Annotated in this window: 12 protein-coding genes; 11 read left to right on the top strand and 1 reads right to left on the bottom strand. The window is 40.3% G+C overall.

Translation table 11 applies throughout. From position 1 onward, the window contains the following. The first annotated feature begins 325 nt into the window (after positions 1–325). Positions 326–4,276, top strand: a complete 3,951-nt coding sequence (locus tag H9648_RS03435) for a S8 family serine peptidase (protein ID WP_191752677.1) — start codon at positions 326–328, stop codon at positions 4,274–4,276. 18 nt (positions 4,277–4,294) lie between these two features. Here H9648_RS03435 and H9648_RS03430 read toward each other — a convergent pair whose 3' ends face one another. Further along, positions 4,295–5,296 (bottom strand): nuclease-related domain-containing protein, encoded by a 1,002-nt coding sequence (locus H9648_RS03430; RefSeq protein WP_191752470.1) that lies wholly within the window; start codon positions 5,294–5,296, stop codon positions 4,295–4,297. A 428-nt stretch (positions 5,297–5,724) separates the two neighbouring features. On the opposite strand from H9648_RS03430, the gene H9648_RS03425 reads away from it, so the two are divergent. From H9648_RS03425 to H9648_RS03380, 10 genes are all read left to right on the top strand, one after another. After that, entirely contained in the window at positions 5,725–6,585 is an 861-nt protein-coding gene (locus tag H9648_RS03425) for a YitT family protein (RefSeq protein ID WP_144697907.1), read from the top strand. A 455-nt stretch (positions 6,586–7,040) separates the two neighbouring features. Then, entirely contained in the window at positions 7,041–7,727 is a 687-nt protein-coding gene (ftsE, locus tag H9648_RS03420) for a cell division ATP-binding protein FtsE (RefSeq protein ID WP_191752468.1), read from the top strand. Then, on the top strand, positions 7,717–8,610 hold the full coding sequence (gene ftsX / locus H9648_RS03415) for a permease-like cell division protein FtsX (protein ID WP_191752466.1): 894 nt from the start codon (positions 7,717–7,719) through the stop codon (positions 8,608–8,610). Before ftsE ends, ftsX begins: the two co-directional genes overlap by 11 nt. A 69-nt stretch (positions 8,611–8,679) precedes the next feature. Continuing rightward, entirely contained in the window at positions 8,680–9,897 is a 1,218-nt protein-coding gene (locus H9648_RS03410; RefSeq protein ID WP_191752464.1) for a murein hydrolase activator EnvC family protein, read from the top strand. 134 nt (positions 9,898–10,031) lie between these two features. After that, a complete protein-coding gene (locus tag H9648_RS03405; protein WP_191752462.1) occupies positions 10,032–11,492 on the top strand; it encodes a S41 family peptidase in 1,461 nt (486 codons plus the stop codon). Positions 11,493–11,860: 368 nt separating this feature from the next. Then, a complete protein-coding gene (locus H9648_RS03400) occupies positions 11,861–12,040 on the top strand; it encodes a hypothetical protein (RefSeq protein ID WP_144697912.1) in 180 nt (59 codons plus the stop codon). After that, a complete protein-coding gene (locus tag H9648_RS03395) occupies positions 12,037–13,236 on the top strand; it encodes a PDZ domain-containing protein (RefSeq protein WP_191752460.1) in 1,200 nt (399 codons plus the stop codon). The genes H9648_RS03400 and H9648_RS03395 overlap by 4 nt, the downstream gene beginning before the upstream one ends. A 343-nt stretch (positions 13,237–13,579) precedes the next feature. Next, positions 13,580–14,017: a DUF3995 domain-containing protein gene (locus H9648_RS03390; RefSeq protein ID WP_191752458.1), complete on the top strand. Its 438-nt coding sequence runs from the start codon at positions 13,580–13,582 to the stop codon at positions 14,015–14,017. A 145-nt stretch (positions 14,018–14,162) separates the two neighbouring features. Beyond that, the gene (locus H9648_RS03385) at positions 14,163–14,672 is read left to right on the top strand and encodes a GrpB family protein (RefSeq protein ID WP_191752456.1); all 510 of its coding nucleotides are present in this window, start codon (positions 14,163–14,165) and stop codon (positions 14,670–14,672) included. A 283-nt stretch (positions 14,673–14,955) separates the two neighbouring features. Next, complete coding sequence (locus H9648_RS03380) at positions 14,956–15,444, top strand: NUDIX domain-containing protein (protein WP_191752454.1); 489 nt, start codon at positions 14,956–14,958, stop codon at positions 15,442–15,444. The last annotated feature ends 91 nt before the right edge of the window (positions 15,445–15,535 follow it).

Here is a 15,535-nt window from a genome sequence, read left to right as displayed (position 1 = left end):
AAAAAATTCTCTACTTTTTCTATTCTACTAAAGAAAACCCCAAATCAGTTAGACGTTTTTTAAGTCTATTTCCCTATTTCTCACCTCATTTTAGAGTAAAAATTCATTAAGTTCTGTGTTGATATAGGTAGCGAGTCATGTGCAAAACCCCGATAGCGGCAGGGCGTTCTTGCACTTACAATTACATTTGAATCTACAAAAAATTCAAAAAAGTAGAAAGGAGGATACAAGTCTTATTGTTTTGCTAGGAAAATTTCACATCTAAGAGATTCATATATAAATTACGGGTTGAAAAATCATTAATCACAAAGAAAGCAGGGAAATGATGAAAAAGATATCCTTTATTAAAAAATCTACTGCCCTTACATTAGCTGCAGGATTACTGCTATCGCCAAACACGACGATGTTCACACAGCAAACAAGTGCTGCTCCATTTAAAGCCGAGAATATTCTAGCATCTCTTACCGCTAAACAAAGAGAAGCTTTAAAACAGCTCGAACTGACAGATGTCGAAGGTCTTCAAGGCTTTAAGAAAGAAGAACTGCAGAACGAAAAAGAAATCTCTGTAATCGTTCAATTCCGATCAAAGCCTGGACAAGCTGCAGTGTTAGATGCTCAGTTAAAAGGGAAAAAAATCTCACGCCAACAAGCTGACAGCAAAGTAGATCAAGAGCATGCTCAATTTAAGAAGGATGTTGAGAAACTCATTCCATCTGTCGCACCCATGACAAAAAAATCAACACACAGAATTACATCCACATACAAAACCGTATATAACGGTGTGGCGATGAAACTGCCTGCCAATCAGGTAGAAGCACTTCTACAATCAGCAGCCGTTAAGGCGGTTTATAAAGATGTAACGTTTAAAGTGGATCCGATCGCGATGGGCGAAGATAAAGCTCTGAACAGCAACAGTGCTGGAACATCTGTAGAGAGCATTCCTTACTTGAAAATTGATCAGCTACATAACGAGGGCATCACAGGTGAGGGTGTGAAGGTAGGGATCTTAGACACAGGGATCGACTACAATCATCCAGACTTAAAAGAAGTGTTTAAAGGCGGATACGATTTTGTCGATAACGACAACGATCCGATGGAAACGACGTATAAAAACTGGCAAGATTCTAAAAAACCAGAGTTTAACGGCAATGCGTATTACACGTCGCATGGCACGCATGTAGCGGGAACGATAGCAGGACAAGGCTCAAATCCAAATGTATCCGTTCAAGGTGTGGCGCCAGATGCTGATATCTATGCGTATCGTGTATTAGGACCGTACGGGACTGGCTCTTCTGAAGGCATTATCGCGGGGATCGAGAAAGCTGTTAAAGACGGGATGGACGTGATCAACCTTTCGTTAGGTGCCGGTATCAATGATCCTTATTATCCGACGAGTACAGCGATCAACTATGCGGTTCTTAATGATGTGACAGCTGTCGTATCTGCTGGAAATTCAGGTCCGAACCCATACACTCTTGGTTCTCCTGGTGCTGCTGCATTAGCGCTTACGATTGGAGCGAGTGACGTACCGATGACAGTCGCTTCTTTTACAGGATCAGTGGGCAGTGAGAGTGGACTTCAACTAACAGGATTAGCCCGTCATTATGCTGATCGATTGAACGAACTGTCAGGTAAGTCATACGATCTTGTTGACGTGGGTCTAGGTAAGACTACTGATTATACAGGGAAAGATGTAAAAGGAAAGATCGCTCTCATCGCTCGCGGTGAAACGACTTTGAACGAAAAAGTGACACTCGCTAAACAAAACGGTGCAGCAGCAGTACTTCTATATAACAACGTGGATGGAGTAATCGAAGCGAACCTTGGGGAGTCTACAACATTTATTCCGTCATTCTCCTTAACAAAGGCAGCGGGTGAAAAGATTAAGACTCAAATCGCTGCAGGTAAATTCGGTTTTACGTTCGGAAAGTATGCTGAGATTCAAACAGAAGGCGATCGCTTAGCCGCATTCAGTTCGAGAGGTCCAGCCAGACAGACGTACGATATGAAGCCGGAAGTTACAGCACCTGGTGTTGCCGTTCTTTCTACGGTTCCGTCATATATGGTGAACCCAGCGAACCAAGAAAACTATGATTACGCGTATTCCCATTATTCCGGAACATCGATGGCTGCTCCGCACACAGCAGGAATCGCAGCGCTGATGCTCGATGCTAATCCTAACTTAGAGCCTGAGGATGTTAAAACCATCTTAATGAACACAGCTGATTCACTCAACGGAGATTATTCAGTATTTGAAGTAGGAGCAGGACGTGTAGATCCTTATCAGGCTGTATACAGCGGAACAAGTTTTCAAGTGAACGATGAAACGTTGATTCCTAGTTCTACAAATCTCGTGAAAATTAAAGAACGGACAGGTGGAATCGCGTACGGAAGTCATTATGCAGGTAAAAAGCTGTCACTAAAGAAATCCATTACGGTTGAGAACAATGAAAAAGTGAAGAAGACGTTCAAAGTGGAAGTAGAAGAAACAAAAGGGTCGCCAAGCTTGAAGAAGAACGGAATCGAGATCTCTATTCCAGACGAAATCAAGATTGCCGGTGACGATTTTAAAAAGGTGTCAGCAGGGATCAATATTCCTAAGAAAGCAAAAGAGGGCATTTACGAAGGATACATCAAGCTGACAAATCAATCGAAAGCAGCTGAACACTACAGAATTCCATTCAGTGTTCGTATTACGGAAGAGGGCTATAACAAATTAGAGCTTTCAACTCCAGCAATCGCACCGAACTATTTGAATACGGGAGGATTCTTTGGGTATCGTGCCATCTACACGGGCATGGAATTTAACTTTAAGTCTCCGATGGAGAAGATGGAAGTCGTCCTTCAAGACGGAAAGTCAGGGAAAGATCTGGGCTTAATCGGTACTATGAATCTAGAGGGTCGTAACGAAAACCAAAGTTATTACGTGCTAAACGCATTTAATGGCATGTACAACAAATTTACGGGTGATAAAACAGAACCGATTGATTCTGAGATTTCTTACGCACCAGCCGGTCACTATAAGCTGAAGTTTATTTCAACAACAGCCACTGGTAAACAACTAACAGATTATCGACATGTGTTCATCGATATTGATGAGCCTACGTTTGAAAGCTCACTTGATGGTGATTCTCCGTTCTTAGAATACAAGCCAGGTCAAGAGACATATCCGTTTGACATCAAAATTAACGATCCTTTAGTAGATGAGATCGCGATGAACGAAAACGTAACGGCACTTAACTTCCGGATGGACGGTTTCGATCTGGCAGGTAATCCGGCTGCGCAGAAGAATTACTATTTTGTAAAAGAGGGCACACCGGTTTCCTATACGAAGAGTAAAAATGCGCCACTGAAAACCGGAGAAATGGTAAAAGCCACACTAGTATTGGATAACTTAAATGATCTGACCAAAGCGGAATGGAACTTTGACAATAATAGCTTTGGCGCGGTCTCTCTTGTTGATGCTAAACTAACAGACGCTTTTAAAGACAAAGCATCTATTGAAGTGAAAGATGGAATCGTAACAGTTGGATTCAATGATGGTAGCGAAACGCTAGATCACGCCGAGCTAGTAGAAGTGACGTTAAAAGTAAGTGATGATTATTATGCGACACGAGCTGCAGTAGCACCCATTGTAAAAGTAACAGATAACAATGCTAAAACATCAACGGTCCTGCAAGCTCAGTTAAGTTGGAAAGTAAAACCGCAGTTCTCTACCGCAAACGGCTATGTAACGCCTGAAGGCTTCGAGAACGAGGAAGGAACCGTTACAGAGAGACGCGATTGGACGAAAGTAGGAGGATCTGTTCAAATTATCGATGCAGAAGGGAACGCACATGATCCATCTACACGCATCGCAGATAACGGTCAGTACAAGTACGACAAACTTCCACTTCAAAAAGAAGCGTTCACGGTGGAAATGAGGGTGCCAGGACATTTCCTAACCAAAGGAGATTTGTATATCGGTTTCGAACACAAAGGTGAATTATACGCACAAAGCCGCTTTATTACTGCGCTCGATGTAAAAGCGGGAGACGTGAATCAAGACAACGTGATCGACATCCATGATGCCATCGAGATTCAAAATGCGTGGGGAACAGGAAAACGTGCCGCGGATATTAACTTTGACGGAAAGGTAGATGCAAAAGATATGAAATTCGTACAGAGAAACTATCTCCTGCAAAACCAACATATTGACGATACACCATCACCAAGAAAGAATTACAAAGGAAAAACACTAGAAACCATCTTAGTAGAACTAGGCATCCAGCAATAACTGATATTTGAACAATCTTTAAGGAGAAGCATCTTCCTTTGAGGTTGTTTTTTTTACGAGATCATCGAGATGGTAGATGCGGGATTTTCGATTGCCTGTGAAGGGAAGGTCTAGCGACTGGAGCAGGTGATATGATTGGCTAGTTGATGTAAGGTTCAAAAATTCTTTACAGGACTTATTGGAAATGTTGTTGGAGATTAGCAGAGCGTAATCTACTAATGCAGCTTCATGAGCCTTGTTATAGTTGTTTTTACAAGACGCACAATACCATGTTCTTCTACGGCGTTGTAAAAATTCTGTCTCACAACTGGGACAAAACACACCAGTTAGTAAATGATTTGGATTGATTTGATACTTGCTGCAAACGTCTGGATTATCTGGAGTGTGTATTTTTATCAGGTTTTTACTAATTTTTTTACTATCATTAGGTAAGATTATTTCTTTTCGATGCTTATTAATCAACTCTTCAAATTTGGCTACTAAACCAGAACTCTTAATTACTTTCATGCGAGCTTCTTTGTAAGCAGGAGAAAATTCTGTTATTGCTTTTGGATTAGTCATTATTACAAGAGATTCGATTGGTACATGAGGGACTTTGAAGTTATTTAAAATGGCCATCAAGTGATAGGATTGTCTTTTTACTTGTTCAACTGGATTATCGAAAGCTTCTTGTTGATCATTTAATGTACGGATCATTGGGTCGTACGCACTTTCAAAATAGAGATGTCCTGCAATGTTCTTACTTTCAATGATGAGTAAGAAGTGCGGTGTAATAATAAGAGTGTCAATTTGAAAGTAGTAGTCTTCATGTGAAATTCTGAGACCGTGAAGGAAAATAAGGTTATTTTGAGGAAGATACCGATAAAAATAGTCCAGTGACTGTTCACCACGATATCCAGATATATGTTTTCTTAAAACACGATGTATTTCATCTTGTTTCGCATCATTTAAGAGTGCTCTTTTTAAAAGGGATTGTAACTTATAAATGATAATTGGCTGTGTGCGATGCTTGTTAATCAAAATTGACCACCTCATACACGTTTTCTTTATAATGATGGCTTTTGAAGAGTAATACAAAGCACTAAATGAAGAAAAATGAAACAATGGATCAATAATTTCACGGTAATCCTCTATATATTCACGGTAAACTCAATTATATTCAGGTATAAAAACAATAATTTCACGGATAAAATTTTTTATCCGAAGTTCGACAAACTACCACATATTACGACAAACACATAAACCAAAATACTATCTCATTCATATGTCCATACTATCCACATCTAGCTTACACACACATAATCTCACCAAATCAACCACCACTTCACCCCATCACCGCGGCACTAAGGTCTCATTTACAAGGGCATACTGTGATTGGTATACTTTTTGTCGGTTTAAAGAAATTCCTTATGAAAGTTTGAGGGTTAAAGACAGCAATGATGATGGCTATGCGAAAACGACGGGGGATCCTTCATCCGACCGTTGAACTCATTTTAGAATATGTATATGTTGTGATTGGATCAGGACTTGTGGCACTCGCATTCTCGGTATTCCTGTTGCCGAATCAGATTGCATCTGGCGGAGTAAGTGGGATATCGACGATTTTATACGGACTCTTTCAATGGAAACCTTCTATTGTACAGTGGAGTTTAAACATTCCGCTCTTCTTTGCGGGATTATTTTTCCTCGGACGCCGATTCGGTGCAAAAACGCTCGTTGGAACCGTTGTGCTTCCGTTCTTTGTCTTTATTTTTGAAAGCTGGGGAGCGGCGACAGAAGATCCATTGCTTGGTGCGATTTTCGGTGGACTTGGAATTGGGGCTGGTCTTGGGATCGTGTTCCGTGGAAAAGCTTCTACAGGGGGCGTTGATCTGCTCGCACAGATCGTCCATAAATATACGGGTGCTTCACTCGGGTCGATCATCCTTCTCATAGACGGAACGATCGTGACGTCGTCCGCCTTATTTTTCGGAATCGAACAAGCTCTGTATGCACTTATTGCAATGTTCATTACGGCAAAAACGATCGATGTGGTTCAGATTGGGCTAGGGACGACAAAGATGGCGTTGATCATTTCAGATAAAGAAGATGAGCTCCGCCAAGGTATACTGACTCACATTTATCGAGGCGTTACGAAGATCAATGCGTTCGGTGGATACACGCAAGATGAACGACCAATGTTGATGGTCGTAGTTGCACAATATGAAGTAACAAAATTGAAACAATACGTAAAAGGTGTAGATCCAGACGCTTTCGTAATCGTTGTGAATGCGAACGAAGTGTTAGGAGAAGGCTTTAAACGAGGATAAACAATTAAGACCGCAGCCAGTTGGGACTCATCTCGACTGGTTTTCTTTTTATTCACAGGTACTTTCCCACGCAATCATGTCCTTTTTACTACAATCGCTAGACTTATAAACAAAAATCTTCAGTAATACCAGGTCAAAAGACCCTAAATCCCACGGCGATGGTCGGTTTTAACGCCTTCGTGTCGAAAAGTCTCCCTGCAGGTTTCCAACGATATATGAAGGATTTCAGCGAATTGTGTCGTATTTTAAGTACTACGGAATCTAAAAACATGACCATGGTCCCTTGTTTGAGGGAAGATGAAACACAACTGTAATAAAATTGTCAGTGCAAGATGTTATAATAGTTATTGCGGAAAAAAACTGACATATATCGCGTATTTGTCGAAAGACCTTTATATAGAACTTGTTGATTGATCAGGGAAATATTTTTAGGGGTAGTAAGGAAGTGATTTTGCTTGATAGAAATGGTTGATGTATGGAAAACATACCCGAACGGTGTTATGGCACTTAACGGGATTGACGTCTACATAGAAAAAGGTGAATTTGTTTATGTAGTCGGACCAAGTGGAGCAGGTAAATCCACGTTTATAAAATGCATGTATCGTGAAGAGAAACCGACACAAGGTTCCATTATCATTAATGGAACAAACCTTGCAAAAGTAAAAGAAAGACAGATTCCTAGAGTACGAAGAAAGATCGGAGTTATCTTCCAAGACTTTAAACTGTTGCCGCGTTTAACGGTATATGAAAACGTAGCATTTGCACTTGAAGTTATTGAAGAATCTCCAAAAGTGATCAGAGAACGTGTTATGGAAGTTCTTGATCTTGTAAAACTAAAAAACAAAGCGCGTATGTTCCCAGACGAGTTATCAGGTGGAGAGCAGCAGCGTGTATCCATCGCACGTTCGATCGTGAACCATCCTCCAGTTGTTATCGCGGATGAGCCGACAGGTAACCTTGATCCAGAAACAGCGTGGGAGATCATGGAGATCTTTAAAGAGATCAACGCTCGTGGAACAACAGTTGTTATGGCAACTCATAATAAGGAAATCGTAAATACAATCACAAAGCGCGTAATTGCCATCGAAGGCGGCCGAATTGTACGTGATGAGGCGAAGGGGGATTACGGCTATGAAGATTAGAACATTGAAACGTCATTTCGTAGAAGCATTCAAGAGCATGGGAAGAAACGGCTGGATGTCCTTTGCTTCCATCTCTGCCGTAACGGTAACCTTGCTATTAGTAAGTGTGTTCTTGGCAATCCTCTTGAACATTAACTATATTGCAAGTCAGATCGAAGACGATGTACAGATCAGAGCTTACATTGAACGAACGGAAAAACCTGAAAGATACGATGCTTACAAACAAGAGCTTGAAAAGCTTGGCAAGGTAAAGACGGTAGAGTATCAATCTAAAGAAGAAGGTCTTGATGAACTGATTGAAAGTCTAGGAGACGAAGGGGAAGCCTTCTCATCCCTTAAGAATGAAAATCCATTGCGAGATGCGTTCATCATCTACACGGAAAAGCCGCAAGATACGGCTGCTGTAGCAAAAGAAGTTGAGAAATTTAAATTTGTAAACAAAGTTGAGTACGGACAGGGTACCGTCGAGAAACTCTTTAAAGTGACAGATGTTGCCCGCAATGTTGGAATCGTCCTCGTATTGGGACTTGTATTCACAGCGATGTTCCTCATCTCAAATACTATAAAATTAACGATTGTAACACGAAGACGAGAGATTGAAATTATGAAACTCGTTGGTGCGACGAATGGATTTATCCGCTGGCCGTTCTTCATTGAAGGATTTGCATTAGGTGTAGCGGGTGCTATTCTTCCGATCATCGTGATTACGGTAGGATATCAAGCGATTTTCGATATCGTTAATCAAAAATTAGGGACAGTATTCATTGAGCTATTGCCTGTAACACCACTTATCCCGCAGCTCGCATTGTTGATGCTGTTGATCGGTGGAGTGATCGGCGTGTGGGGAAGCTTAACGTCTGTTCGTAAGTTCTTGAAGATTTAAGTAGAGATAGCAGAAATAAAGAGATCCAAGAAAAACGAAACAATTAATAGGGGTTAGGGAGGAAAACGAATGAAAAGGAAAGTGGTTGGTACAGTGCTTTCACTAAGTTTAGCACTGGGCGCCTTTACTATGTATCACTCTGAATCCGTCGTTCACGCGGAATCTTTATCAAGCATCAAGAAAAAACAACAAGAAAATGCAAAGAAAGCGGAGGCTGCAAAATCAAAGCTGGACAAGAACAAAAGCAGTCAAGCAGCGATTGAAGCAGAAGTAGCAAGAATTGATAAGCTTTCTTCTGAAACAGATCTGAAAGTACAAGCCAAACAAACAGATATTAAAGAAACAAAAGAAGAGATCGAAGTGTTAAAAGGCGAGATCGCAGTTGTTCAAAAGCGAATCGATAAGCGCGATGCTCTATTAAAAGAACGTATTAACTCTATGTATGAATCTGGCGGTGCTGTTTCTTACTTAGAAGTTGTTCTTGGTTCAAAAGATTTTGGTGATTTTCTTGACCGCGTTCTAGCATTGAACATGATTGCAGAACAAGATCGTCAGCTACTAGAAGAACAAAAGAAAGATAAAGAGCTTCTAGAGAAAAAGATGGCAGACGTTGAGAAAAAACTAGTTAACCTACAAAACGCAATGAAAGAACTACAAGTGCTTCAAAAGCAATTAAAAGCTCAAATGGACGAGAAAACTCGTCTGATGGCTTCTCTTAAAAAAGAAGAAGACTCCTTGCATGCTGAAGCACATAAAATTGAAAACGAAGGTGCACTTCTAAAATCTCAAGAAGATGCGTTCCGTGCTGAACAAGCACGTGCAGCTGCACGTGAAAAAGCAGCTCGTGAATCATCGTCTTCAGGTGGATCAGCTCCTTCAATGGGACCTGTTTCAGGAAATGGTATGATCATCAAACCTGCTGCTGGAAGAATTTCTTCTGGATTTGGTAACAGAAGCAGCGGTATGCATGAAGGAATCGACATCGCTCAAGGCGGAACAGTGCCAATCTATGCTGCTGCAGATGGAACAGTTATTCGTTCTGAGTTGTCACCTTCATACGGAAACGTTGTATACATCTCTCACTCGATCGGTGGGCAGCAATGGACAACGGTTTACGCTCACATGAGCAGCCGTGCTGTATCAGGCGGTTCTGTTTCAAAAGGGCAGTTCCTAGGCAACATGGGGAACACTGGACATTCATTTGGTCAGCATTTACACTTTGAACTTCACAAAGGACCTTGGAATGCAGGAAAAACAAATGCTGTAAATCCTGCGGCTTACTGGTAAAATAAACACATAAAGTAAACAAGCTATTCATATAGTGAAGTAGGAGACAGGCTGTTGCCTAAAGACTCTTACAATGGAAGGCATCGCACTTTGCAGGGTGTGATGCCTTTTCCTGCAAAAACGAGGTGAGCAGAATGAACGTAAATAAAAAAATGTTGGCCCTGCTGATTGTTCTTTCCTTGCTTGTTGGTGCCGGTGGCATGTATGGTTCGATGGCACTGTTTGGAAACGATTCGAAGTATGTTCAGAATGGTGAAGTAAACGATCTGCCGAAGACCGCAACGAAAGTCGACAACGACGAAGAGTTTGCGAAGCTTCAGAAGACGTATGAGATCATCTCTTCTCGTTATGTAGAAGATGTTGATGGTGACAAACTCCTTGAAGGTGCCATTCAAGGAATGGTCAAAACGTTAAAAGATCCATATTCCGTTTATATGGATGAAGAAACGGCCAGTCAGTTTACACAGTCACTCGATTCTTCTTTCGAAGGAATTGGTGCAGAAGTAAGTATGGTAGACGGTAAAGTAACGATCGTCGCACCGTTCAAAGATTCACCTGCCGAAAAAGCAGGACTGAAGCCAAACGATCAAATCATTACGATTGACGGTAAAAGCGTCGAGGGATTAGATCTGTATAAAGCCGTATTAAAAATCCGCGGTGAAAAAGGATCTATCGTAACACTTGGTGTAAAACGAACAGGTGTAAACGATGTAATGCCGGTTAAAGTAACACGTGATGAGATTCCGATCGAGACCGTTTACTCTGATATTGAAGAAGTAAAAGGTAAGAAGATCGGTGTACTTGAAATCACATCTTTCTCAGAAAAAACTGGTGCTGATTTTAAGAAACAGCTAACAGAGCTAGAAAAAGAAAAGATTGATGGTCTAGTTATTGACGTTCGTGGAAATCCAGGAGGCTATCTAGAAGCAGTTGACAGCATTCTACGTCAGATCATTCCTGAGAAAAAACCATTCGTTCAGATTGAAGACCGCAAAGGAAACAAAGAACGTTATGTTTCAACGTTAAAAGAAAAGAAAGATTATCCGATTATCGGCTTGATCGACAAAGGCAGTGCATCAGCGTCTGAAATTTTAGCTGCTGCCTTAAAAGAAGCAGGAAACTATGATCTTGTTGGTGAGAAGTCGTTCGGTAAAGGTACGGTTCAGCAATCGATCGATCTTGGTGATGGATCGAACATCAAGCTGACACTGTTTAAGTGGCTGACACCGGATGGAAACTGGATTCACAAAAAAGGGGTAAAGCCTACTTTTGAAGTGAAGCAGCCAGACTACTTCTACACAAATCCGATTACAGTTGAGAAAAAAGCGTTAGAGTTTGATATGAACAACGAGCAAGTGAAGAACGCTCAAGTTATGTTGAACGGTTTAGGGTTCCAGACGGGTAGAGAAGATGGCTATTTTGATGAAAAGACGCAAGCTGCGGTAACCGCGTTCCAGCGTGCGAACAACTTGCCAGCAACAGGTAAAGTAGATACGAAGACAGCTGGTAAGATGGAGTCAAAAGTGATCGATTCAATCCGTGATGATAAGAACGATGTTCAGCGTAAAACGGCGATTGAATTGCTTGCAAAATAAGGATATGGCAGGAAAAAACAACTGAAACACGAATACTATCCGTAGAGGAAATTATTCTCTACGGATTTTTTTGTAAGCATGTTTTGATAGAGTAAATTACATATGGGAGAGGTTGATTTCCGCTCCAGGTGCTTCGCTTTCCGCGGGGCAGGCGGTGAGCCACATTCGTACGTTTCACGTATAAGTGTCTCACCTGACCGCTTGTCCCGCAGGAGTCTCGCACCTTGCGCTCCAATCAACTTTCAGAGAAGTCTTAACTAAAAACAAATAAAATTCTTGAATAGTTTCTATGGTGGGAATTATATGAAACAGAAAATTAAACGATTTGAAAGTTAAAATCCTTTGTCAGGTTTAAAGGGGTAGACAATATGCAGTCATTGAATGTTGGAGATGTTTTGTTTCAGCTCTTTTCGTTACTTGTGCTATTCGCCATCATCGTTGGAGTTGGTTTATTAGTGAAGCGAGCTGTGAGTACGGATAGAAGATTGAAACGTATTGAAGAAAAAGTGGATGAATTGAAAGATGAGAAAGGAAGAGACCGCACATGACAGACACCTTCGTGAAAGAATTACTTCAGGGCATGCTGCTGCTTTTTTTACACCCGCTTTTTTACGGTTTTATTCTTGTTGCTTTCTTAATTGGATTAAAACGTGTGAAACGTGAGAGAAGAGAATTTAAAGTGCGCGTTCATCCTGTTATTGATAATTTAATATTTTCATTGCTGCCAGGCATTCTGATCGGACTCATCGGTTCTGTAATCTTTGTGGCAGCTGGTATTACATTGCCGCTTGGGATGATAGCTTTGATCGGGGGCGTCTATCTAGCTTTAGGGTTAACGTTTAAAACAAGGTTTATGAACCCTGCATACGCTGTAAGTTTAGCTGCAGTCGTTGGTCTGTTGCTTCCTAAATTTCAGTTAGGGATCTCCTTTTTAGATCGTTGGATCGTAGATGTTCAAAAAACGCCGCTTGATTCATTAGCAGTAATTATTGGTGTTCTTTTGATTCAAGAAGGGATTCTGGTCATCTGGAAAGGTGCAGATCGGACATCCCCTCGACTGTTCAAAGGAAAACGAGGACATTATATCGGGGCACATGAAGCTACGAGATTTTGGATTGTTCCGCAGTTTTTAGTTCTTCCTGTAGGCTCAATTCCTGTACTAGACTGGTGGCCGTTGTTTCCGATGGGCGCGGTAGGATTCTCATTCTTCCTTGTACCGTTTGCCATTGGATATCGCCAGCTGGTTACACATACACTGCCAGAAGAAGCGATTAAACATCTAGGCAGACAAGTTTTGATTTTAGGATTTATCGTAACAGGCATTGCAGCAGTAGGTCATTTTTATAATTTACCACTATTAATTGCGATAGCCATCGCAGCCGGTCTTGCAGGACGAGAGCTCATCACACTCGTAACGAGCCAACGTGATGATACGAGACCATCGCATTTTGTTCCAAGAGATCAGGGAGTCATGATCCTTTCAGTCGTGCCAGGAACACCTGCTGCAAAGATGGGATTAAAGATAGGCGAAGTCATTGTGAAAGTAAATGGAGTAACACTCTCGCACGAATCAAGTTTGTACCGAGCACTTCAGATTAACGCTGCATATTGCAAACTTGAAGTCCTTAATCTGAATGGTGAGATTCGTTTCGTTCAAGGATCACTCTATCAAAACGAACACCACCAGCTTGGCGTCTTGCTTGTCCATGATGTAGTGGATCGTAATGCTGCTGTTGGGGATTGATTATAATTTTTCATAATTAACCGGAATCTGTTCAAAATTCGCCGGAATCATTTTTCATAATTTAACGGAATCGCATAATTTTTATTAAAGGGCTCATTTAACGTGAGTCTTTTTTTGTTTTTCAACAAACGGGCCATATAATGCAGTAACTGATCGTACAAATGCACAAATATAATCTGGATATTCAGAAAAATTTAATTGAACTTAACAAATTATTAAATGAAACAATACATAAAACTATACGTATTTTAAAGAGAGTTTTCTGTTATCCCTCATAATGAAAGGAGTTATTACAATCAAAAAAAATAATGATTGTCATCCTCTGGACAAAACAGAGAGTTGGTTGTTTTTTACTGGTTATGCAGCGTTTGTTTGGTCGACTCTATTCGGGTTAATCCACATTTACTGGGCTGCAGGAGGCACTTTAGGATTTGAAGGCAGGACGATGAGCGAAGTGTTATTCATCATTAATCTGGTTGCAATTGCCCTATGTATAATTGCTGCTTTTACTGCACTTGCACTTGTTCAAGCATGGGGACGAAGGTTTCCATCCTGGTTGTTGCTCACTTCAGCATGGGGAGCGTGTGTGGTATTGGGTTTGCGCGGTGGTGCAGGGATAATTCAAAGCATGTTGGAAGCAGAACCACTTTCTTTACTATTAATAATAGTTGAACCGTTTTTCTTGTTAGGAGGTATCTTATATGGACTTCTCGCTTTTCTTTACATTTATTCCTCCAATAATGGGAGAAAAATAAAACAGAATGAGATAAATATGAGGTGAACCTACAGTTATTCCATTAAAGGGTGCGTTAATCCAAGAAGGATTAACGCACTTTTTAATGAATTTATTAAACAAACGAGCAGGATTGTGGAATAAATTAAAAGTTTTAAAGAGGCGAAAATTTTTTCAGGAGGAGCAAGTGGCGATGAGAAAGACAGAAATACTTCCTTGGACAGAAGAATGGGGAAAAGTATATTTGATAGAAGAAAGTAAACTTAAAGAAATTTTTAAAGATGAGCTAATTGAGATTTACCATATAGGTAGCACATCAATACCTTCAGTATGCTATGCAAAACCAATAATAGATATCTTAGTCGTTGTAAAAGATATCGAGAAAGTAGATTTATTCAATGAGGAAATGTTGGGTCTAGGGTATGAACCAAGGAAAGAACACGGTATAACAGGAAGGAGATATTTTACAAAAGGTAAACATAAAAGATCACATCACATTCATATCTTTCAACTTGGAGATAAACACATTGATGCACATTTATCATTTAAAGATTTCTTAATCAATAATCCAGAGGATGCAAAAAATTACGGAGATCTTAAAAAGATTTTGGCAAAACAGTTCCCTGATGATACGCATAAATATCAAGAAATTAAAGAGAATTTTGTAGATGAATTAATTAAGAAAGCAGTTGATTGGAAGTGAAATTAAGATTCTTGTTCTTCCGATCGGGTGCATTTCGCTAAAACGGAAATGTATCTTTCTTATGAGATGATCCATATAGGAATAAACGATTGAGAAAAACACGTAAATTTGAAATAATTGGAATGGATAGGGGGTTAACCTTATATAAAAAGAAAAGTGAGTACATTGAGATTTCAAAAATTTTTGGAATAAATCGGAATTAAATAACGAGCAACTAGAAAGCGTTGAAAGAATATGGGACAAGACATTAATGAAATTTACTTGATAGTGGAGGGTTAGTGATATGACCTATCATATACGAGTAAGAGTAGGTGCACTCATTATTAAAAATGATGAGATATTATTAACGGAGTTTAATGATCCTTATCGGGGAGTTTTTTATGATTTCCCAGCTGGTGGAGCGGAACCTCATGAATCTTTGATCGAAGCTGTAAAGCGAGAGGCGAGAGAAGAAGCTAGTATTGATGTAGAAGTCGGTCCGTTAGCTTTTGTTTATGAGTATGCTCCCCATTTTAACGAAAATAAGTATGGTCAAACACACACGTTAGTCATGCTATTTGATTGTACATTAAAAAGTGGATCAACGCCTAAATTACCGGAAAAACCTGATCTAAATCAGACGGCTGTTAAGTGGGTTCCAATAACAGAGCTTGAAGATCTAGAGCTTTATGCGAAGATTGGAAAGCAAATCAAAGAGTATGCGAGCAAGAAAAGAAATATTGATCTTCTTGAAGAACATAAACTTTTGGAAAAGGCATCTAGTCTTATATAATCCCATCCGTCAAGCTCTTGGAGACTCTCCTTTTGGAAGTCCTGTAGCTGTTATACAAAAAAGGCCACAATTCTAAAAATGTGGCCTCTCC

The organism is Fictibacillus norfolkensis, from assembly GCF_014836645.1.
Lineage (GTDB): Bacteria > Bacillota > Bacilli > Bacillales > Fictibacillaceae > Fictibacillus > Fictibacillus norfolkensis.
The sequence above is the reverse complement of the archived record's forward strand: the minus strand, read 5'-3'. Positions and strand labels throughout refer to the sequence as shown.

Excerpts from the sequence above, each read along its gene's own strand:
- H9648_RS03435 (WP_191752677.1), top strand. The coding sequence starts at position 326 with ATGAAAAAGATATCCTTTATTAAAAAATCTACTGCCCTTACATTAGCT.
- ftsX (WP_191752466.1), top strand. The coding sequence starts at position 7,717 with ATGAAGATTAGAACATTGAAACGTCATTTCGTAGAAGCATTCAAGAGC.
- H9648_RS03405 (WP_191752462.1), top strand. The coding sequence starts at position 10,032 with ATGAACGTAAATAAAAAAATGTTGGCCCTGCTGATTGTTCTTTCCTTG.
- H9648_RS03410 (WP_191752464.1), top strand. The coding sequence starts at position 8,680 with ATGAAAAGGAAAGTGGTTGGTACAGTGCTTTCACTAAGTTTAGCACTG.
- H9648_RS03425 (WP_144697907.1), top strand. The coding sequence starts at position 5,725 with ATGCGAAAACGACGGGGGATCCTTCATCCGACCGTTGAACTCATTTTA.
- H9648_RS03380 (WP_191752454.1), top strand. The coding sequence starts at position 14,956 with ATGACCTATCATATACGAGTAAGAGTAGGTGCACTCATTATTAAAAAT.
- H9648_RS03400 (WP_144697912.1), top strand. The coding sequence starts at position 11,861 with ATGCAGTCATTGAATGTTGGAGATGTTTTGTTTCAGCTCTTTTCGTTA.
- H9648_RS03385 (WP_191752456.1), top strand. The coding sequence starts at position 14,163 with ATGAGAAAGACAGAAATACTTCCTTGGACAGAAGAATGGGGAAAAGTA.
- H9648_RS03395 (WP_191752460.1), top strand. The coding sequence starts at position 12,037 with ATGACAGACACCTTCGTGAAAGAATTACTTCAGGGCATGCTGCTGCTT.